This is a genomic window from Cyanobium sp. Alchichica 3B3-8F6 (assembly GCF_024346435.1).
GTDB lineage: Bacteria > Cyanobacteriota > Cyanobacteriia > PCC-6307 > Cyanobiaceae > Cyanobium_A.
Genome location: NZ_JAGQCZ010000006.1, coordinates 46908 through 66579 on the forward strand (window position 1 = coordinate 46908; position 19672 = coordinate 66579).

Consider the following 19672-nt stretch of genomic DNA (forward strand, 5'->3'; position numbering starts at 1 on the left):
CCTGTGCTGGCTTGATGCTCCCCCCCGACCTGCGCAGCGCCGAGGCTGAAGCCATCACGGCGGTCCAGGCAGCCCTCAGCGGCGGTGCCAAGGGTCTGTGGACCGTGGAGCTGCGCTTTGAGGGCCTGCGGATACTGCCCTTGGCCCTGCGTCTGCAGGCGGCCCTCAGCCCGGCTCAGCCGAGCCTGCGGCTGTTGTGCCCGGACGCCGGCGCCACGGCCCTGGCCCAGCGCGATGCCCCGGATTTCGCCGCCCGCATCGCCAGCTTGCGGGATCAGATGCGCCTGCAACAGGCCGATGGCGGCAGCGAGGGCGTGCTGCTGCTGGTGGCCCCCTCCCCCGCCGACTATGAGGAGGTGGAGCAGGTGTGCGCCCTTCACCGTGGGGCAGTGGTGCTGCTCAACGGCAGCCTGGAGGATGCAGCGGTGGGCATTGGCAGCGTCGCCCGGCAGCGCCGCAAAGGATTTTTGTCGGGCTGGCAAAGCGCCTATGCCCTGATCCCCTCCGGCGATGGGGCGCTGCGCCGGGCTTGCCCTGATCCCTGGGAGCTCTACCGCTGCGATCCCGACGGCTACCGCTTTGTGGCCCACTTCGATCAGAAACCGGATGCGGAGCAGCAGGCCCTGGCTCTGGCCGGTGGGGGCGGGCTGGGGCTCGGCGGCAACCTCAAGGTGATGGATGCCTTCATCGAGGGGCTGCGCAACTAGGTTCTGGCCTGCCGCTGGCCGGTATCGGCTCTGGTGGGACCCGGCGAACCTCCGTACACTGCGCCGTACCCTTGCACAGCCCGATGGCCCCCGAGCGCGACCTGTCATCTGCACGCAACGGCCGCTCCTGGAGCCTGGTGGACCTCGGCGCCGCAGCCGCGGTGGTGCTCGCCGCTGTTGGTGTGATCTGGAGTCCCAAGCTCAGTGGCGCTGTGGCCCAGGCCACCGGTGCCCTCACGCCGGTGACGGTGCTGGTGGATGTGCGCGGTGTGCCGGTGGCGGATCCCGCCGCCCTGATTCAGGCGGCCAAGCGCGAGGGCAAGGTGGCCATCGTGATCCGCAACCAGCCCCATGGTTCGGTGGACGTGAAGCAGGTTCTGCCCTTGCAGCGCTTGCTGACGGCCGTGCAGCCGAACGGCACGGTGGTGACGGCAGTGGATCCGAACCAGGCCACCCTGGGCAGCCTGGATGCCCGCTTTGTGCTGCAGGGCCAGGGCCGCAAGAGCGGCGGCGGCGTCGTCTTCGGCAACCAAAACCTCAAGGTCGGCGCCCCCGTGGAAATTGAGGGGTTGCAGTACCGCGTTGGGGGCACGGTGAGTGGCCTGCAACTCGGAGGCCAGTGAGATGGGCACCATCTGTGGTTCCGTTCAAGCTGCTGGGGCGCTGATCACGCTGGCGGTGCTGCCAGCGGCAGCCCTGGCCCAGCAAGCCCCGGCGATCACCGCCTACGCGCTGGAGCCGGCACCGCTGGCCACCCTGCCGCCGCTGCCCCCTCCGGTGGGCCTGCCCCAGTTGCAGTTGCAGGTGAGCTGCCCGGCGCTGCAGCAGCGGCTCCTGACCACGGTGGGCAGCCAGGCACCGGTCTGGAGCATCAGCATTGCCGATAGCCAGGGGCGACTGCTGGCCGATCTCAACGGCACCCGCCCGCGCATTCCGGCGTCCAACCAGAAACTGCTGAGCACGGCCTATGCCCTCGATCGGCTCGGGCCTGATTACCGCCTCAACACCCAGCTCTGGCTTCTCAGCGACGGCAGCTTCCGTCTCACCGGTGAGGGCGACCCTGATCTGGCCCTGCCCCAGCTGCAACGCTTTGCCAAGTTGGCCCTGGGATCGGGTGGCAGCAGCGGCGAGACCCCTTCGCTGGTGCGCCTCCAGATCGCCGAAGAGCCTCGCCAGGCGTGGTGGCCCCAGGGCTGGCATCCCGATGATCGTTACTACGCCTACGGGGCCCCGATCACCCGGCTGGCCGTCACCAGCAATGCCATCCACGACTCGGTGATGAATCCGCCCTCCCGTCTGCAAGCCCTGCTGCAGAAATCCGTGCGCCAGCAGGGCGGCAAGGTGCAGGTGTCTCAGGTGTCGTCGCGCGCGCCCCTGCCGGGTGATGCGGTGCTGCTGCATCAGGAACCCTCAGCGCCGATGCACAACCTGCTGAGCCTGGCCAACACCGAGAGCCACAACTTCACCGCCGAGGTGCTGCTGCGGCAAGCTGCCGGCACCTGGGATCTGGGTCAGGCCGCCCAGCGCCAAACCCTCTGGCTGGGTGAGCAGGGCCTGCCGATGGATGGCGTGCGGATCGCCGATGGCAGTGGCCTCGACCGGGCCAATCGCCTCACCAGTCGCTTCCTGACGGCCCTGTTGCTGCGGATGGATCAACACCCCTACGGCCGTGCCTACCTGGCTTCCATGGCTGTTGCTGGTCAGCGAGGCACCCTGCGCAATCTCTACGTGGGCAGCCCTCTGCAGGGCCAATTCTTCGGCAAAACCGGCACCATCAGCGGGGTGCGATCGATCAGTGGCGTGCTGCTCACCAGTGCTGGCCCTCGCTATGTGAGTGCGATCAGCAATGGCGCCAGCTCCCCCAACGACACCATCGGCCGGGTGCTGCGCCAGGCGCAGAACACCCAGCTCTGCCCGCTCTAACCCGCCAGCTGCTTGAGCGTGTTGGCCACCCGGCGGCGGCGGCTGACCGGCTCCTCACTACCGGCGGACGCCACTTCCGGTGTCTGGAGCCGCACCAGTTCGCGCCGGCCTCCCAGCACCACCTGGCTCATCTCCTTGAGGCGCCCTTCCAGTTCGCCGAGCACCTGTTCGGCGTAGCGGTTTGCCCCTTCCTGGATGGCGGCGGCCTCCTGGCGACTGCGGGACACCAGGGCATCGCATTGCTGCTGGGTCTGTTGGCGGAACTGCAGGGCGTCGTTGTGCAGCCGCTCCGCTTCGGCCTGGCTGTCGCGCTGCACCCGCATCCCCTCCTGGCGCACCTGCTCCAGCTCCGCCATCGCCTGTTGCCGGTTGCGCTCGTGTTGCTCCAGCAGCTGACGGTTGCGTTCGGCGGCCTCCTGCTCCAGCTGCTGGCGGCGGGCCGCAAATTGCTGCTCCATCTGGGCCGTGCGGGCTTGGTGTTCCTGCTCGGCCTGGGCCACCTGTTGGCGGGCCTGCAGCATCAGCTGCTCGCATTGCTGGCGGGCCTGGTCGCGCAACTCGGCCACCTGTCGCTCCGCCTCCTGGCGGATGGCGGCGCCGTTGATCAGCTGTTCACGCTCGCGCTTGCCGGTGGCAATGATCTCGTCGGCCTGCTGGCGGGCCTGGCCGATGAAGTCCTCCCGCTGCCGGATCAGCTCGACCGCCTGGCTCAGCTGGGTTGGCAGCGCCTCCCGCAGGGCATCCATCACTTCAATGGCGTCCTGTTCGTTCACCAGGCGGCAACCGCTGAAGGGAATGCGGCTGCCTTCGAGCACGATCTCCTCGAGTTGATCGAGCTGATCGAGCACGGTGATGGTGGCCTCGGCCATGGACGGCTCTAAACAGATGTCCGATTAAAAAGCCTGGCCAGGTCATCCGCCACTCCAGGAGGCACCATGTGGCGCACATCGCCACCGAACCGCGCCACCTCCTTCACCACCGAACTGCTCAGAAAGCTGTGGCGCACGGCGGTAGCGAGAAACAGCGTTTCCACCTGGGGGGCCAGGCTGTGGTTGGTGTGGGCGATCTGCAGCTCGAATTCGAAATCGCTCAGGGCCCGCAGCCCGCGCAGGATCACCTGGGCCTCGCTGCGACCGGCGAAATCCACGGTGAGCCCATCAAAACTGCCCACCTCCACGCCATTGAGGTGGGCGGTGGCGCTGCGGATCTGCTCCAGGCGCTGCTCCAGGCTGAAGGCGGGCTGTTTGCCGGGGTTCTGCAGAACCGCCACCACCACACCGTCAAACAGCCGGGCCGCCCGCTCGATCAGATCGAGATGGCCCAGGGTGAGGGGATCGAAACTGCCGGGGTAAAGGGCACGCATCCAGCCAGCCTATGGGCGCCCCCAGCGTTTCTAGAGTTGGGCCAGTTCCCCGCGCCCCCGGGCGCCTCTGCCGCCATGGCCCCGATTGCCACCCTCAACGCCGAAGCCAAGAAGACGCTGCTGCGCAAGATTCCCCATGGGGTGTTCATCTGCGGGGTGGCCGAAGCTGAGGAGGTGAACGGCTTCACCGCCAGCTGGGTGACCCAGGGCAGCTTTGAGCCGCCCCTGGTGGTGATGGCGGTGCGGGCCGACAGCACCAGCAACGGCATGATCCAGCGCACCGGCAAGTTTTCCCTGAACGTGCTGGCTGCCGACCAGAAAGACCTGGCTGCCGTGTTTTTCAAGCCCCAGAAAGGGGTGGGTGGGCGCTTTGACGCCGCCCCGTTCCAGCTCGGGGAGCTGGGCTTGCCGATCCTGGACAACGCGCTGGGCGCGGTGGAGTGCGAACTGGTGGGGCAGGTGGCCCATGGCGACCACACCGTGTTTGTCGGCGAGGTGAAAAGCGCCACCCTGCACCGCGATGGCGCTGCCCTGGAGCTGGGAGGCACCGGCTGGCAGTACGGCGGTTGAGCCTGCCCCTGCTGCAGCAGCCCGATCGGCTCAAGGCCCGGCTGCGGGAGGTTCCCTCCGAGCCGGGCTGCTATCTGCTGCGCGACGCCAGCGATCGGATTCTCTACATCGGCAAGGCCAAGCTGCTGCGCAACCGGGTGCGCAGCTACTTCCAGAGCGGCAGCGGCCACGCCCATAGCCCGCGCATCTCACTGATGGTGCGCCAGGTGGCCGAGATCGAGTTCATCGTCACCGACAGCGAAGCCGAGGCGCTGGCGCTGGAATCCAACCTGATCAAGCAGAACCAGCCGCACTTCAATGTGCTGCTGAAAGACGACAAGAAATACCCCTACCTCTGCATCACCTGGAGTGAGACCTACCCGCGCATCTTCATCACCAGGCGGCGCCGCTTCCGCTCACCCCTCGATCGCTTCTATGGCCCCTATGTGGATGTGGGCCTGCTGCGCCGCACCCTGACCCTGGTGAAACGGGTGTTCCCTCTGCGCCAGCGGCCCCAGCCGCTCTACCGCGACCGCACCTGCCTCAACTTCGACATCGGCCGCTGCCCGGGCGTTTGCCAGGAGAAGATCAGTTCAGACGACTACCACCGCACCCTGCGCCAGGTGGCGATGGTGTTCCAGGGGCGCAACGAGGAGTTGTTGGAGCTGCTGCACGAGCAGATGGGCAAGTACGCCGAGCGGCTCGACTTCGAGAGTGCCGCCCGGGTGCGCGACCAGCTGCAGGGCATCGACACCCTCACGGCCGACCAGAAGATGAGCCTCGGCGACAGCTCGGTGAGCCGCGATGTGCTCGCCCTGGCGGCCGATGCGCGGGTGGCGGCCGTGCAGCTGTTCCAGATGCGGGCCGGCAAGCTGGTGGGTCGCTTGGGGTTCACCGCCGATGCCGTTGGCGCCGATGGCGTGCCCCTGGAGCCCGGCCGGATTCTGCAGCGGGTGGTCGAGGAGCACTACAGCCAGGTGGAGCCGGTGGAGATTCCGCCCGAGCTGCTGCTGCAGCACCCCTTGCCCCAGCAGCCCCTGATCGAGGAGTGGCTGGTCGAGCGCCGCGGCCGGCGCGTCAAGCTGGCCGTGCCCCAGCGGCAGCAGAAGGCCGATCTGATCGAGCTGCTGGAGCGCAATGCCAGCTACGAGCTGCAACGCGCCCAACGGGGTGCTGAACAGCAGTTGCTGGCCACCGAAGACCTGGCCCAGCTGCTGGAATTGCCCGGTCCGCCGCGGCGCATCGAGGGCTACGACATCAGCCACATTCAGGGCAGCGATGCGGTGGCCTCCCAGGTGGTGTTCATCGATGGGCTGCCGGCCAAGCAGCACTACCGCAAATACAAGATCCAGAGCAGCTCGATCCGCGCCGGCCACTCCGACGACTTCATGGCCATGGCCGAGATCATGCGGCGGCGCTTCCGGCGCTGGGCCCAGGCCAAAGCGGAGGGAGCGGATCTGAGGGCCCTGCGTCGGGCGGCCAACACGGCCCTGCACTCCGGCGGGCTCAACGACTGGCCCGATGTGGTGATGATCGACGGCGGCAAGGGCCAGCTTTCCGCCGTGATGGAGGCTCTGCGCGAGCTGAACCTGGACGAGGAGCTGGTGGTTTGCTCGCTGGCCAAGCAGCGGGAGGAGGTGTTCGTGCCGGGGGCGAAGCAGCCGCTCGAGAGCGAACCCGACCAGCTGGGGGTGCAGCTGCTGCGCCGCCTGCGCGATGAGGCCCACCGCTTCGCGGTGAGCTTCCATCGCCAGCAGCGGGGCGAGCGGATGAAGCGCTCCCGCCTCTCCGACATTCCCGGCCTGGGCCCCAAGCGGGTGAAGGAGCTGCTGGCCCACTTCCGCTCGATCGATGCCATCCAGCTGGCGAGTCCCGATCAGATCGCGGCGGCCCCGGGGGTGGGGCCGGCTCTGGCCCGCCAGGTGTGGGACTACTTTCATCCCAGTGACGACCTCGCCGGCGAGGAATTGGCCAGTTGAGGCATCTTGCTGCTGTGGTGCTGCTTCCCCTGCTGGTGCTGCTGCTGCAGCTCCTGCCGGGGAGGGTTGGTCCGGCCTGGGCAGCACCCGGGATTTGCGTCGGCCCAGTGTGCGGTGATGAGATCAGCCGCAGCGCCAAGCACCATTGGCAGCTGCGCCTGCGGGTGAGCGACCAGCAGGGCCAGCACGAGCGCCTGGTGGTGGATTGCCGCAATGGGGTCGTGAGCCCCTTGGCTGGTCCGGTGGAGCGGGGCTATGCCGCCGCTGTGGCGCGACGGGTTTGCCGCTTGGCCGGTGATTCCGCCGCATGACTGCCGGCATCTGGATCCTGGGCGACCAGCTCTCGCAGACCCATCCGGCCCTGGCCTCCCTCGCACCTGCCGAGGCTCGGGTGCTGCTGATCGAAAGCACATCGGTGCTGCAGCAGCGCCGCTATCACCGCCAGAAGCTGGTGCTGGTGTGGAGTGCGATGCGCCACTTCGCCGCTGAGCTGCGTCAGCTGGGCTGGAGCGTGGATTACTGCGAAGCCACCACCTTCGCCGCTGCTCTGCAGACCTGGATCACGCAGCACGGCATCCGTGAGCTGCACCTGATGGACCCGGCCGAGCGTCCCTTCCGGACGGCCATCGAGCGCCTGGACCTGACGGTGCCGTTGGTGTGGCAGCGCTCCACTGCCTTCCTCTGGAGCCAGGAGGACTTCGCGGCCTGGGCCCAGCCCTACAAGCAGCTACGCATGGAGCTGTTTTACCGGGAGGGCCGCAAGCGTTTTGGTGTGTTGATGGGCGACGCCGGCCAGCCGCTGGGCGGCCAGTGGAATTTCGACCATGACAACCGCAAGGCCCCGCCCAAGGGGCTGGCCGGCCCAGAACCGCTGGGTTTCGCGCCCGATGCGACCACCCAGGCGGTGATCGCCAAGGTTGAGCGCCTGGCCGCGGAACTGGCGGCGAGTGGCGCCGAGGACTTACCCGGACAGAGCGAACCATTCCGCTGGGCCGTCACCCGCAGCCAGGCCCTGGCGGTGCTGGAGCAGTTCATCGCCACCCGCCTCGATGGTTTCGGACCGTTCCAGGACGCCATGGTGAGTGGCCAGCCCACCCTCTGGCATGCCCTGCTCTCTCCGTACCTCAACCTGGGCCTGCTGCACCCGCTGGAGGTGATCCGGCGGCTGGAGCAGGCGGGCCTGGAGCGGGATACCCCGCTGGCGTCGCTGGAGGGGGTGATCCGCCAGATCCTGGGTTGGCGTGAATACACCCACGGGCTGTATTGGTGGTTTGGGGCCGACTATCCCCAGCGCAATCATTTCGGCGCCGATCGCCCCCTGCCGGTGTGGCTCGAGCAGCTGGGCGGCAGTGGCATGACCTGCATGGACACGGTGCTGGCTGAGCTGGACAGCAGCGGCTATGCCCACCACATCCAGCGGCTGATGGTGCTCGCCAACTACGGCCTGATCGCCGGCCTCGATCCCCAGGCCTTCACCGGTTGGTTTCACAGGATGTTTGTCGATGGCTACGACTGGGTCATGCAGACCAACGTGCTCGGCATGGGTCTGTTTGCCGATGGCGGTTTGCTGGCCAGCAAGCCCTACGCGGCCAGCGGCAACTACATCAACCGGATGAGCACCTACTGCAAGGGCTGCCGCTACAACCCCAAGCAGCGCACGGGCCCGACGGGCTGCCCATTCAATGCCCTCTATTGGGACTTTCTGAGCCGCCACGCCGAAACCCTGCGGCGCAATCCCCGCATGGGCCTGGTGATGAAGCAGCTCGAGAAAATCCCTCACGACGAACTTGTCGCGATCCGGTCTGCAGCTGAGGCCCACCTGGGCGCTGAAGCGTGTCCGGGATGATGGTCGGGCGTTCGCGTCCCACCATGTCCACGCTGTTGACGGGTGGTCATGGTGATCCACCCCGCACCCGCCGTTACGACTACGGACTGGTGGTGCTGCAGCTGTTTTGGAGGATGCGCCTCGATCTGCTGCTATTTGGGCTCCTGGTGGCCGTTGCGGTGTGGCGCGGCCCCCTGCCGACCCGTTGGGGCCTCACCCCCATGGGGATCTCGGTGCTGGGGATCGCCGTGTCGATCTTCATCGCCTTTCGCAACACCCAGGCCATCAACCGCTGGTGGGAAGCCCGCACCCTCTGGGGAGCGATGGTGAACCACAGCCGCAAGTGGCGCGATGTGCTTCTGGCCCTGCTGCCCCAGCGGCAGCTCGCCACCCAGCGGGGACGCTGCCTGATGGAGTATCAGGTGGCCCAGGTGTGGCTGCTCAACTTCGAGTTGCGCAATTTCTGGCGCACCGATCTGCACCGCGGCGTTGAGGGCCTGCTGGCCGACCTGCAGCTCCAGCCCGCCACCTCCCTGCAGGAGGTTTGCCGGCAACGGGCCCAGGCGATCGAGCGGTTGCATCGCGATGGCTGGATTGATGGCTGGGGCCGGCAACAATTGAGCGAGGTGAGCAACCTCTGCCACGACGCGATTGGTGGTCTGCAACGCATTCGCAACACACCCATTCCCGCGTCCTACGACGTGTTCGTGCGGATGATCACCTGGCTCTATGGCCTGCAGTTGCTCTTGGAATTTCAACGTTCCAGCCACATCCTGGTTGGGGTGGTGCTGTTCATGGGCTTTCTCACCGCCGAGCGGATCGGTTCCTACGTGGAGGGACCCTTTGATCGCGATGGCAGCAGCTTCTCGCTACCCCTCAATGCCATCTGCAGCACGATCACCAACGACTTGATGCAACGGCCGTTGGATTTCGGCAGCTTCCGCCCTAGCCAGGATCCAGCTCGCTGGGATTGATGGGATCATGGATTGCGCCACCCAGGCCAGGGGGCCTGGGGCTTTACGTTGTGGCTCGCCCTGACAACCACCGCCATGCCCCTGCTGGCCCTGAGCTGGCCCCCGGAGGCCTATCTCTGGTTCAAAACGCTCCACATCGTGGGTGTGGTGGTGTGGTTTGCCGGACTCTTCTATTTGGTGCGGTTGTTCATCTACCACCGCGAAGCTGAGGAGCTCGATACCCCCCTGCGCCTGGCCTTTCAGGAGCAATACGGGCTGATGGAGCGCCGCTTGGCCAACATCATCACCACCCCCGGCATGGTGGTAGCTGTTGTTTGTGCGGCGGGCCTGTTGAGCGTCAACCCGGCCTGGCTCCAGCAGGGTTGGCTGCACGCCAAGTTGGCCTTTGTGGCGGCGCTGCTTGCCTATCACGTCTTTTGCTACCGGCTGATGGGGCAGCTGCGGTCCGGCCAGTGCAGCTGGAGCCCGAAACAACTGCGGGCCCTCAACGAGCTGCCCACCCTGCTGTTGGTGATCGTGGTGATGCTGGTGGTGTTCAAAAACCAGTTTCCTACAGGTGCTGCCACCTGGTTCATCGTGGCGCTGGTGGTGTTCATGGCGGCCTCGATCCAGTTTTATGCCCGCTGGCGGCGGCTGCGGGCCGAACGCCTGGCTGCCGGTGCTTAATCCCCAGCCAGCCCACCATCCGCTGCGGACCGTGCTGCAGCAGCTGACGCCGCGCTGTTGCCCGGGCCGGGTCAACTTCCACTGCCACACCACTTGCAGCGACGGCAGCCTGCTCCCCCAGGAGCTTGCTGAGCAGGCCGTCGCTCTGGGCCTGGAGCACCTGGCGATCACCGACCACCACAGCATCTCCGCCTACGGGCCGGTGCTGGAACACTTTGAGGCTGCATCCCACTCAGGCCAATCGGTGCCGAGGCTCTGGCGGGGAGTGGAGATCAGTTGCCTGCTCGAAGGCTGCCTGGTGCACGTGTTGGCGCTGGGCTTTGGCGAGCATCACTCCAGCCTGGGGCCCTACCTGCACGGACAGTCCGTGGTGGGTCCGGCGCTACAGGCCGAAGCCGTGCTGGAAGCCGGCCGCCAGGCCGGGGCGTTGCTGTTGCTCGCCCATCCGGCCCGCTACCGCCTGCCTTTCCAGCGGCTGATCGCCGCCGCCGATCGGTTGGGCTTTGATGGAGCAGAGGCCTGGTACGACTACCAGATGCAGCCCCGCTGGGCGCCCACACCGGTGGTGTGCGAAGCGATCGCCGCCGACCTCCAGCAACGGGGCCTTTTGATGAGTTGTGGTACGGATACCCATGGCTTAGCGCTTCACGGCCGCTAGGGTTTGGCGACGCTTTCCCGTGCCAGCCGATGGGTCTGTTTGATCGCCTGTTCGCCGCCCGTGGCGGCAACACCAACAACGGTAATGTGCCCGCCCAGCCGAAGAAGGAGGCCGAAACCTTCTTCCTCGATGCCGACGCCTCCAGCAGCATGGGCAATGTCGAGTTCATGCGGCGCTCCAACACCATCCGCCGCACCTTCCCCGGCACCGTCGACAGCCCCGGCAACAAGGAGATGGTGGCTGAGGTGGCCTCGATGGAGGCCAAGCTCGAGAAGATGTCCGAAGGCCTTGGCGGCCAGACCAGCCAGCAGGAGTCGATCAACCTCACCGGTGGCATCCCCAAGCCGGTGAAGAAAACCTTCGCCCAGACGATGTCCCAGGCGGAGCTGGATCAACGGATGAAGGGAACGGCCTTTGGGGTGAATGTGCCCGGGGGTACTGCCGCCATCAAGAAGGAGCAGGAGCAGGTGCAGGCCGAGCCACAGGCCCAACCCCAGATCAGCCAGCAGCCCACCGGCAAGGCCGGTGCCATCGATCCGTTCAAGCAGATGGTGAGAGATCTCAACAGCTGAGTGCTTCGCTCAGCTGGCTCAGCTCAGTTCTGTTCGATCAAGCTTTCACTCTCCAACACCAGCTGGCGCAGATGCTCCAGCTGGTTTTTTTGTGCGCCGTCCCAGAGCCCACGGTTGTGGGCCTCCAGCAGCCGCTCGGCCATGTCCCGCAGGGCCCAGGGATTGCTCCGCTCTAGAAAAGCGAGCACGGCGGGATCGCTCAGCCATTGGTCGCAGAGGGCCCCATAGCCCCAGTCGGGCACCCGGCCGGTGCTGGCGTCGTAGGCAAACAGATAGTCGAGGCTGGCAGCCATCTCGAAGCCGCCCTTGTAGCCGTGCTGCTGCATCGCCTCGATCCAGCGTGGGTTAAGCACGCGGCTGCGCAGCACCTTGTCGAATTCCCGCTCCAGGCGGTGCAGCTTTGGCCGGGCGCTGCGGGAGTGGTCGCCAAACCAAAGGGCCGGCCTCTGCCCCGACATCTTTTCCACGGCGGCGCTGAGTCCCCCCTGAAATTGGTAGTAATCGTCGGAATCCAGCAGGTCGTGCTCGCGGTTGTCCTGGTTGTGCAACACCACCTGGACGGCACCCAGCCGTTGCTCGAGGCCGTCCCGATCGGCCTGGGCCTCGATGCCCGCTTGGCCCGGAATGCCCGCCTGGCTGTCGTAGCGCCAGCTGCTCCAGTTGAGAAACGCCTCGCCCAGGTCGCCGCGCTGCTCCCACTGGCCGCTGTCGATCAGGCCCTGCAGCCCCGCCCCATAGGCGCCTGGGGCTGAGCCGTACACCCGGGCGCTGTGACCGTCCCGCCGCCAGGCCGCCGCCAGCGGGTTGTCGGCATCCAGCTCCTCGAGCGCCGCCACGAGAGCTGTCGCCCGGTTGACCCAGCCCACCAGCTGGGGGAACGCGTCGCGGAACAGCCCCGAGATTCGCAGGGTCACATCCACCCGCGGCCGACCCAACAGGCTCAGGGGGATCACCTCCAGGTCCACCATCCGGCGGGTGGGGCCATCCCACACCGGCCGCACGCCCAGCAACGCCAGCACCTGGGCGATGTCCTCGCCGCCATTGCGCATCGTGGCCGTGCCCCACACCGACAAGGCCAGGGTCTGCAAGTGCTCCCCCTGCTCCTGGAGATGCAGCTCCAGCAGCAGTTCAGCGCTGCGACGACCCAGGTCCCAGGCGGCCTCCGTTGGCAGGCCGCGCAGATCGACGCTGTAGAAATTGCGGCCGGTGGGCAACAGATCGGGCCGGCCTCGGGTCGGGGCTCCGGAGGGCCCGGCGGCGATGCGCTCCCCGTCGAGCCCCCGCAGGAAGGCTTCGCGCTCAGCGGCGCCACAGGCCAGCAGCCGTGGCAGCACGGCCTGACGCAGATGCTGCAAGGCCTGCTGCACGGCTGGCCCCAGCTCACCGGCCTCGACTGGCCCTGGCCCGTCCTCCCGCAGCTCCTGCTCCACCAGCGCCAGGGCCCGCCGCTCGAGCAAAGCCACGCCATCTCCCACCAGGCGAGGCGACTCACCCCCAAAAGCGGCCTGGAGGCGAAGCTGGTCGCCAGGTTCGAGCGCCGTGGCATCGGCATCGGCCCAGGGGTCGAATCTGAGCTGCAGGTCATGGGCCAGGGCCTGGGTGAGGCCGGGTTGGTTGGCCAGGGGGCAGCGCACCAGGCAGAGCAGCAGCTCCGCCAACCGCTGGGGCTCCGGCAGGGTGCCGTAGGTGTGCAGCCCGAGCCGGATCTGGGCTTCCTTGAGTTCGCAGAGGTAGCCATCAGCCGCATCCAGGCGCGCATCCAGCTCCGCGGCGGTGCCCAGGGGCAATTGCAGGGTCTCCAGTTGTTCCGCCAGGGTCTGCCGCAGCGGTGCGGCCCGCTCGCTGCCCAGCTGGCTGGCCTCCCAGTATTCGTCGAGCAGCACCTCAAGCTGTTGCAGGGCGCCGTGCAGCCCGGCGCGACCCAGCGGTGGGGTGAGGTGGTCGAGAATCACGGCCTGGCTGCGGCGCTTGGCCTGGGAGCCCTCGCCCGGATCATTGACGATGAAGGGGTAGAGATGGGGCAGCGGCCCGAGGGCCCACTCCGGGAAGCACTGGTCTGAGAGCCCCAGACCCTTGCCGGGCAACCACTCCAGGTTGCCGTGCTTGCCCACGTGCACCACGGCATGGGCCCCAAAGGTCTGACGCAGCCACAGGTATTGGGCCAGGTAGGCGTGGGTGGGGGGCAGGTCGGGGCTGTGGTAGCTGAGGGCGGGGTCGCGGTCGTAACCACGCTCCGGCTGGATCAGCACGGCCACATGGCCCAATTGGAGTCCGCGGATCGGGAACCCCAGCGCGGCCCCAGGGCCGGGGGCGCTCACCAGACCCGCATCCCGTTCCGGTGGCCCCCAGCAGGCCTCCAGGAGCTCCCGTCCCTCCCGCGGCAGTCCGGCATACCAGGCCTGGTAGTCGGCCAGGGGCAACAGGGCCAGGGGCGGGCGGTGTTCGCTTTCGGGATCGTTGCTGCGGCCGGCCAGCAGCTGTTGGATCAGGGCTTCGCCGCTGCTGGGCAGGCCCTCACTGAGCTGGTAGCCCACCTCGGCCAGCCACTGCAGCATCAGGGCCGTGGAGGCCGGCGTGTCGAGCCCCACGCCATTGGCCAGGCGACTGTTGCGGGCGGGGTAATTGGCCAGCACCAGCGCGATGCGCCGCTCCCTGGCTGGGGTCTGCCGCAGGCGAATCCAATTGGCGCTGAGCTGGGCAATCCAGGCCAGGCGCTCCAGGTCTGGTTGGTAGCGCTGCAGGGCTGAAGCCAGGCGCTCACTGGCCCCCACCGTCTCCTTGAAGGCGCCGATGCGGGTGGTGAGCCGGCCATCCAGTTCGGGGAGAGCCACCTGCAGGCTGAGGTCGATGGGGCCCAGGCCAATGCTGCTGGCCTGCCACTGGCTACGGGGCTGGCTGCTGCACAGCAACTGCAGCACCGGCACCCCGAGTTGCTCCCACAGGGGAGCCCCCAAACCGGCCTCCTCAAATTGCACCGACGCAAACGACGTGCTGCAGAGCACCGCCTGCACCCTTTGCTGGTGCAACAGGTCGGCGACGCCCCGTTGCACGGCCCGATCCCGCAGCCCACTCACCCAGAGCGCCCGCGGGCAGAGACCAGCCCCCCGCAGGGCCGCGAGGGTGGCCTCGATCAGCGCAAGGTCGCCGGCTTGCAGCAGGGCCCGGTAGGCGATCACCCCCACCCGTGCTCCCGGCTCCTCGCGCCAGTCGTGGGGGAGGGGATCGGCCAGGGGCTCGGCGCAAGGTGGTGGCGGGATTTCGCCATCGAGCAGCCCCTGCAGGCACACCAGCAAGCGACGCAGGTTGGCCGGCCCGCCCTCCCGCAAGCATTGGGCCAGGCCCACCGCCAGCTCAGGCGCCACCGTGCCCAGTTCGGCCAGGGCGGTTTCCTCCTCCGGCGTGCCGGCCAGCACCAGCAACTGGCGGTCTGGCTGGGCTGCCGCCCAGAGCTGCAGTTGCTCCAGTCCATAACTCCAGTGGCCCCGCCCACCCAGCAGCCGCACCACCAGCAGCCGGGCATGGCGCACCGTGGAGCTGAGGTAGTGGTCGATCTGGGCGGGATGGGCCAGAGCCGCGAGGTTCAGGCCCCGCAGTTCGGTCCCCAACAGCTGCGGCTCCTGCGTCAGCAACTGGTCGATGGCCAGCAGGTCGGTGTCGGCACTGCTGAGCAGCAGCACCGGTGCGGGGGGCTGCTCCACCAGGGCACCGACATCGGCTGCCTCCCCTCCTCCCGGTACCGATGCCAAGCGATGCATGGCCCCATCCTGCTTGCTGCAGTGAGAAGATCGGGGCATCACGGCCTCCGGCCGACGCCTCAGCTCCGCCCGCTTCGCCCCACCATGCACCAGTTCCTGCCCTACGCCTGGTTTGGTGGCAAATGCGTGCCCTTTGCCGAAGCCACTCTGTCGGTGGCCACCCATGCCCTGCACTACGGCACCGGCGCCTTCGGGGGCATGCGGGCCCTGCCCAATCCCAGTGACCCCGCTGAGATCCTGCTCTTCCGCGCCGACCGACACGCCCGGCGCCTCAGCCAGAGCGCCCGGCTGCTGCTCACCGAGTTGCCGGAGCAGACGATTCACGACGCCATCGGCGTCTTTCTGCGGGCCAACAAGCCCACCTGCCCGGTGTATCTGCGGCCGTTTGTCTACACCAGCGACCTGGGGATCGCCCCACGGCTGCACAACATCGAAACCGACTTCCTGATCTATGGGCTTGAGCTGGGCGACTATCTCTCCCCCGAGGGAGTGAGTTGCCGCATCAGCTCCTGGACCCGCCAGGAAGATCGTTCCCTGCCCTTGCGCGGCAAAATCAGCGGCGCCTACATCACCAGCTCCCTCGCTAAAACGGAGGCGGTCAAGAGTGGCTTCGATGAAGCCCTGCTGCTCAACAGCCGCGGCAAGGTGAGCGAAGCCAGCGGCATGAATTTGTTCATCGTGCGCGATGGCGTGTTAATCACCCCCGGCGTTGATCAGGACATCCTTGAGGGCATCACCCGCGCCAGCGTGCTGGAGCTGGCCAAGTCGATGGGCATCCCCACCCTGGAACGCCCCGTCGACAAGAGCGAGTTGTTCATTGCCGATGAGGTGTTCTTGAGTGGCACCGCCGCCAAGGTCACCCCGGTGCGTCGCGTCGAATCCACTGACCTGCCCAGCGATCGGCCGGTGATGAAGGCGATTCGCGAGCGCCTCACAGCGATCACGGAGGGCCGCGATCCCGCCTATGACCATTGGGTGACACGGATCCGCGTGGACGGTTGAGCGAGATGGGCACGGCGGTGGCACCCCGGGTGGGACAGAGGATGGGTTTTCTGGAGCGGTTGCACGCGCCCGAGCGGCCCGTGCTCGTGTTCGACGGTGCCACCGGCACCTCGCTGCAGCAGATGGACCTGAGCGCCGACGACTTCGGCGGTCCAGCGCTGGAGGGCTGCAACGAAGTCTTGGTGTTCACCCGCCCGGATGCGGTGCAGGCGGTGCATCGCCAGTTTCTGGAGGTGGGTGCCGATGTGATCGAGACCGACACCTTCGGAGCCACCTCCCTGGTGCTGGCGGAATACGACATCGCCGATCAGGCCTTTGCCCTCAACCAGCGCGCTGCCGAACTGGCCCGCGAGATGGCGGATGCCTTCTCCACCCCCGAGAAGCCCCGCTTTGTGGCCGGCTCGATGGGGCCCACCACCAAGTTGCCGACCCTGGGGCACGTCGATTTCGACACGATGAAGGCCTCCTTCGCCGAGCAGGCCGAAGGGCTGCTGGCTGGCGACGTCGACCTGTTCATCGTCGAAACCTGCCAGGACGTGCTGCAGATCAAGGCAGCGCTGCAGGGCATTGAGGCCGCGTTCAGCAAAACCGGCCAACGCCGGCCGCTGATGGTGAGCGTGACAATGGAGACCACCGGCACAATGCTGGTGGGCTCCGACATCGCCGCTGTGGTGGCGATTCTCGAGCCGTTTCCGATTGATGTGCTCGGCCTCAACTGCGCCACCGGCCCGGAGCAGATGAAGGAGCACATCCGCTACCTGAGCGAGCACAGCCCCTTTGTGGTGAGCTGCATCCCCAACGCCGGCCTGCCGGAGAACATCGGCGGAGTGGCCCATTACCGGCTGACGCCGGTGGAGATGAAGATGCAGTTGATGCACTTCGTCGAAGACCTCGGGGTGCAGGTGATCGGCGGCTGTTGCGGCACCACGCCCGCTCACATCGGCGCCCTGGCAGACCTTTCGGCCGAGCTGCAGGCGGCGCCCAGGCCGGTGCGTACCCCCGAAAGCCAGCACGCGCGACCCCTGTTGCAGGGAGAGCCTGCAGCCGCCTCGATCTACGGCACCACGCCTTATCACCAGGACAACTCCTTCCTGATCATCGGCGAGCGGCTTAACGCCAGTGGCAGCAAGAAGGTGCGCGAGCTGCTGGCTGAAGAAGACTGGGATGGCCTGGTGGCCGTGGCCCGGGGCCAGGTGAAGGAGAACGCCCACGTGCTCGACGTCAACGTCGACTACGTCGGTCGCGATGGCGAGCGGGACATGCATGAGCTGGTGAGCCGTCTGGTCACCAACGTCAACCTGCCGCTGATGCTCGACTCCACGGAGTGGCAGAAGATGGAGGCCGGCCTCAAGGTGGCCGGGGGCAAGTGCATCCTCAACTCCACCAACTACGAAGACGGCGATGAACGCTTCTTCAAGGTGCTGGAGCTCGCCAAGGCCTACGGCGCCGGTGTGGTGGTGGGCACCATCGATGAGGAGGGCATGGCGCGAACGGCGGAGCGCAAGTTTGCCATCGCCCAGCGGGCCTATCGCGATGCCCTCGAGTTCGGGATTCCCGCCCACGAGATCTTCTACGACCCCCTCGCCCTGCCGATCTCCACCGGCATCGAGGAGGACCGCCTCAATGGTGCGGCCACCGTGGAGGCGATCCGACGCATTCGCACGGATCTGCCCGGAGTGCACGTGGTGCTCGGGGTCAGCAATGTGAGCTTCGGTCTGTCGCCGGCGGCGCGGATCGTGCTCAATTCCGTCTTCCTGCACGACTGCTGCGAAGCCGGCATGGATGCGGCGATCGTGAGCCCCGCCAAGATCCTGCCCCTGGCCAAGATCAGTGCGGAACATCAGCAGGTCTGCCGCGACCTGATCTACGACCGCCGCCGTTTCGAAACCGACCAGCCGGGCGCAATCTGCAGCTACGACCCCCTGACGGTGCTCACCACCCTGTTTGAGGGCGTGAGTGCCAAGGAGGCCCGGGCCTCAGGACCCTCCCTGGCGGACCTGCCGGTGGAGGAGCGGCTCAAGCAGCACATCATTGATGGCGAACGCATCGGCCTGGAAGCCTCACTCGATGAAGCGCTGCAGACCTACCCGCCCCTGCAGATCATCAACACCTTCCTGCTCGATGGCATGAAGGTGGTGGGCGACCTGTTCGGCTCCGGCCAGATGCAGCTGCCCTTCGTGCTGCAGAGCGCCGAAACGATGAAGGCGGCCGTGGCCCAGCTTGAGCCCCACATGGAGACGGTTGAAGGGGAGAGCTCGGCCAAGGGCAAGTTTCTGATCGCCACCGTGAAGGGTGACGTGCACGACATCGGCAAGAACCTTGTCGACATCATCCTCACCAACAACGGCTACGAGGTGATCAACCTCGGCATCAAGCAGAGCTGCGAGGCGATCATCGAGGCCCAGCAACAACACCAGGCCGATTGCATCGCCATGAGCGGCTTGCTGGTGAAGTCGACGGCATTCATGAAGGACAACCTGGAGGCCTTTAACAAGGCCGGCATCGCTGTGCCGGTGATCCTCGGCGGAGCCGCCCTCACGCCCCGCTTCGTCAACGGCGACTGCCGCGCCGCTTACAACGGGCAGGTGATCTACGGGCGCGACGCCTTTGCCGATCTGCGCTTCATGGATGCATTGATGGAGGCCAAGGCCGCCGATGTCTGGAACGATCACCAGGGCTTCCTGGGGCCGATCCCGGAAGGCCTGGGCCTGGCAGCCAGTGATGCTGCAGATGCGCCGGCCAGCAGCACGGAGCCAGTGGCTCCAGCCGAGCCCGCCACCGCGGGCACGGCACCGGAGCTCGCCCCCAACGACGAGCGCTCCGAGGCCGTGCCTGAAGAGCCCGCCCTGGAGCCACCGTTCTGGGGCAGTGCGGTGTTGACCGAGGAGCAGATCGATCTGGAGGAGGTGTTTGCCTACCTCGATCGCAATGCCCTGTTCGCCGGCCAATGGCAGCTGCGCAAAACCCAGCAGCAGAGCCGCAGCGACTACGACGCCATGCTGGCCGAGAAGGCGGAGCCCGTTCTGCAGCAGTGGAAGCAGCGTTGCCTGGCGGAAGGGCTGCTGTCGCCTCGCGTGGCCTATGGCTACTTCCCCTGTGGTCGCAGCGGCAATGCGGTGGTGCTGTTCGACCCCGTTGAGCATGGACGCGAGCTCGGCCGCTTTGCGCTGCCGCGCCAGCGCTCCGGCAACCGCTACTGCATCGCCGATTTCTACCGCGATCTCGCCGTGGGAGCCGATGGCGCGGCGAGGCCAACCGATGTGTTGCCGATGCAGGCCGTGACCATGGGGGAACGGGCCACCCGCTTCGCCCAGGAGTTGTTCAAGGCGGATCAATACAGCGACTATCTGTATTTCCACGGATTGGGAGTGCAGATGGCGGAGGCCCTGGCGGAGTGGGTGCACGCCCGCATTCGCCGCGAGCTGGGCTTCGCCGATCCAGCCGAGATGCCGCTGCGGGATGTGCTGGCCCAGCGCTATCGCGGCAGCCGTTACTCCTTCGGCTACCCGGCTTGCCCGAATGTGGCCGACTCCCGCCAGCAGCTCACCTGGCTCGGGGCTGATCGCATTGGGCTGTCGATGGACGAGAGCGAACAGCTGGAGCCGGAGCAGAGCACCACGGCTCTGGTGGCGCTGCACAGCCAGGCCCGCTACTTCTCGGCCTGAAAACAAGGCCGTTCTGGCCTGGGAGCGCGTGTGG

At 67.0% G+C, this 19672-nt stretch carries 16 protein-coding genes; 13 read left to right on the top strand and 3 right to left on the bottom strand.

Going from position 1 to position 19672, the window contains the following annotated elements; translation table 11 throughout:
• Positions 1 to 14: 14 nt before the first annotated feature.
• The 3 genes from KBY65_RS06485 to dacB all read left to right on the top strand — a co-directional run bounded on the left by KBY65_RS06485 (position 15) and on the right by dacB (position 2630).
• Complete coding sequence (locus KBY65_RS06485; RefSeq protein WP_255000929.1) at positions 15 to 707, top strand: DUF1995 family protein; 693 nt, start codon at positions 15 to 17, stop codon at positions 705 to 707.
• 83 nt (positions 708 to 790) lie between these two features.
• Positions 791 to 1330: a DUF4330 domain-containing protein gene (locus KBY65_RS06490; protein WP_094561204.1), complete on the top strand. Its 540-nt coding sequence runs from the start codon at positions 791 to 793 to the stop codon at positions 1328 to 1330.
• Position 1331: 1 nt separating this feature from the next.
• A complete protein-coding gene (gene dacB, locus KBY65_RS06495) occupies positions 1332 to 2630 on the top strand; it encodes a D-alanyl-D-alanine carboxypeptidase/D-alanyl-D-alanine-endopeptidase (RefSeq protein WP_255000931.1) in 1299 nt (432 codons plus the stop codon).
• On the opposite strand, the gene KBY65_RS06500 is transcribed toward dacB, so the two are convergent.
• Positions 2627 to 3499 (bottom strand): hypothetical protein, encoded by an 873-nt coding sequence (locus KBY65_RS06500; RefSeq protein ID WP_094561206.1) that lies wholly within the window; start codon positions 3497 to 3499, stop codon positions 2627 to 2629. The two genes, dacB and KBY65_RS06500, sit on opposite strands and share 4 nt — an antisense overlap.
• 8 nt (positions 3500 to 3507) lie before the next feature.
• Positions 3508 to 3993, bottom strand: coding sequence for a pantetheine-phosphate adenylyltransferase (gene coaD / locus KBY65_RS06505; protein WP_094561207.1), 486 nt, complete (start codon positions 3991 to 3993; stop codon positions 3508 to 3510).
• A 75-nt stretch (positions 3994 to 4068) separates the two neighbouring features.
• Between coaD and KBY65_RS06510 the strand changes: the two genes are divergently transcribed.
• From KBY65_RS06510 to KBY65_RS06545, 8 genes are all read left to right on the top strand, one after another.
• Positions 4069 to 4563 carry a flavin reductase family protein gene (locus tag KBY65_RS06510; RefSeq protein WP_094561208.1) on the top strand — a complete coding sequence of 165 codons (495 nt, stop codon included), beginning with the start codon at positions 4069 to 4071 and terminating at the stop codon, positions 4561 to 4563.
• On the top strand, positions 4560 to 6521 hold the full coding sequence (gene uvrC / locus KBY65_RS06515; protein ID WP_255000932.1) for an excinuclease ABC subunit UvrC: 1962 nt from the start codon (positions 4560 to 4562) through the stop codon (positions 6519 to 6521). The genes KBY65_RS06510 and uvrC overlap by 4 nt, the downstream gene beginning before the upstream one ends.
• 14 nt (positions 6522 to 6535) lie before the next feature.
• A complete protein-coding gene (locus tag KBY65_RS06520) occupies positions 6536 to 6832 on the top strand; it encodes a hypothetical protein (RefSeq protein ID WP_409996009.1) in 297 nt (98 codons plus the stop codon).
• Positions 6829 to 8367, top strand: a complete 1539-nt coding sequence (locus KBY65_RS06525; RefSeq protein WP_255000933.1) for a cryptochrome/photolyase family protein — start codon at positions 6829 to 6831, stop codon at positions 8365 to 8367. The genes KBY65_RS06520 and KBY65_RS06525 overlap by 4 nt, the downstream gene beginning before the upstream one ends.
• Before the next feature lie 23 nt (positions 8368 to 8390).
• Positions 8391 to 9320 carry a bestrophin family ion channel gene (locus tag KBY65_RS06530; RefSeq protein ID WP_094561211.1) on the top strand — a complete coding sequence of 310 codons (930 nt, stop codon included), beginning with the start codon at positions 8391 to 8393 and terminating at the stop codon, positions 9318 to 9320.
• Between the two features lie 75 nt (positions 9321 to 9395).
• Complete coding sequence (gene hemJ, locus KBY65_RS06535; RefSeq protein WP_094561230.1) at positions 9396 to 9986, top strand: protoporphyrinogen oxidase HemJ; 591 nt, start codon at positions 9396 to 9398, stop codon at positions 9984 to 9986.
• The gene (locus KBY65_RS06540) at positions 9979 to 10644 is read left to right on the top strand and encodes a PHP domain-containing protein (RefSeq protein WP_254987357.1); all 666 of its coding nucleotides are present in this window, start codon (positions 9979 to 9981) and stop codon (positions 10642 to 10644) included. The genes hemJ and KBY65_RS06540 overlap by 8 nt, the downstream gene beginning before the upstream one ends.
• 29 nt (positions 10645 to 10673) lie before the next feature.
• A complete protein-coding gene (locus KBY65_RS06545) occupies positions 10674 to 11216 on the top strand; it encodes a hypothetical protein (protein ID WP_094561213.1) in 543 nt (180 codons plus the stop codon).
• Positions 11217 to 11239: 23 nt separating this feature from the next.
• Here KBY65_RS06545 and cobN read toward each other — a convergent pair whose 3' ends face one another.
• Positions 11240 to 14971 (bottom strand): cobaltochelatase subunit CobN, encoded by a 3732-nt coding sequence (gene cobN, locus KBY65_RS06550; RefSeq protein WP_255000934.1) that lies wholly within the window; start codon positions 14969 to 14971, stop codon positions 11240 to 11242.
• An 84-nt stretch (positions 14972 to 15055) separates the two neighbouring features.
• Here cobN and KBY65_RS06555 point away from each other — a divergent pair, with 84 nt between their 5' ends.
• Entirely contained in the window at positions 15056 to 15973 is a 918-nt protein-coding gene (locus KBY65_RS06555; protein ID WP_255000935.1) for a branched-chain amino acid transaminase, read from the top strand.
• Between the two features lie 5 nt (positions 15974 to 15978).
• Positions 15979 to 19638 carry a methionine synthase gene (gene metH, locus KBY65_RS06560; RefSeq protein WP_255000936.1) on the top strand — a complete coding sequence of 1220 codons (3660 nt, stop codon included), beginning with the start codon at positions 15979 to 15981 and terminating at the stop codon, positions 19636 to 19638.
• The last annotated feature ends 34 nt before the right edge of the window (positions 19639 to 19672 follow it).

Excerpts from the sequence above, each read along its gene's own strand:
- KBY65_RS06485 (WP_255000929.1), top strand. The coding sequence starts at position 15 with ATGCTCCCCCCCGACCTGCGCAGCGCCGAGGCTGAAGCCATCACGGCG.
- KBY65_RS06490 (WP_094561204.1), top strand. The coding sequence starts at position 791 with ATGGCCCCCGAGCGCGACCTGTCATCTGCACGCAACGGCCGCTCCTGG.
- dacB (WP_255000931.1), top strand. The coding sequence starts at position 1,332 with ATGGGCACCATCTGTGGTTCCGTTCAAGCTGCTGGGGCGCTGATCACG.
- KBY65_RS06500 (WP_094561206.1), bottom strand. The coding sequence starts at position 3,499 with ATGGCCGAGGCCACCATCACCGTGCTCGATCAGCTCGATCAACTCGAG.
- coaD (WP_094561207.1), bottom strand. The coding sequence starts at position 3,993 with ATGCGTGCCCTTTACCCCGGCAGTTTCGATCCCCTCACCCTGGGCCAT.
- KBY65_RS06510 (WP_094561208.1), top strand. The coding sequence starts at position 4,069 with ATGGCCCCGATTGCCACCCTCAACGCCGAAGCCAAGAAGACGCTGCTG.
- KBY65_RS06525 (WP_255000933.1), top strand. The coding sequence starts at position 6,829 with ATGACTGCCGGCATCTGGATCCTGGGCGACCAGCTCTCGCAGACCCAT.
- KBY65_RS06530 (WP_094561211.1), top strand. The coding sequence starts at position 8,391 with ATGTCCACGCTGTTGACGGGTGGTCATGGTGATCCACCCCGCACCCGC.
- hemJ (WP_094561230.1), top strand. The coding sequence starts at position 9,396 with ATGCCCCTGCTGGCCCTGAGCTGGCCCCCGGAGGCCTATCTCTGGTTC.
- KBY65_RS06545 (WP_094561213.1), top strand. The coding sequence starts at position 10,674 with ATGGGTCTGTTTGATCGCCTGTTCGCCGCCCGTGGCGGCAACACCAAC.
- cobN (WP_255000934.1), bottom strand. The coding sequence starts at position 14,971 with ATGCATCGCTTGGCATCGGTACCGGGAGGAGGGGAGGCAGCCGATGTC.
- KBY65_RS06555 (WP_255000935.1), top strand. The coding sequence starts at position 15,056 with ATGCACCAGTTCCTGCCCTACGCCTGGTTTGGTGGCAAATGCGTGCCC.
- metH (WP_255000936.1), top strand. The coding sequence starts at position 15,979 with ATGGGCACGGCGGTGGCACCCCGGGTGGGACAGAGGATGGGTTTTCTG.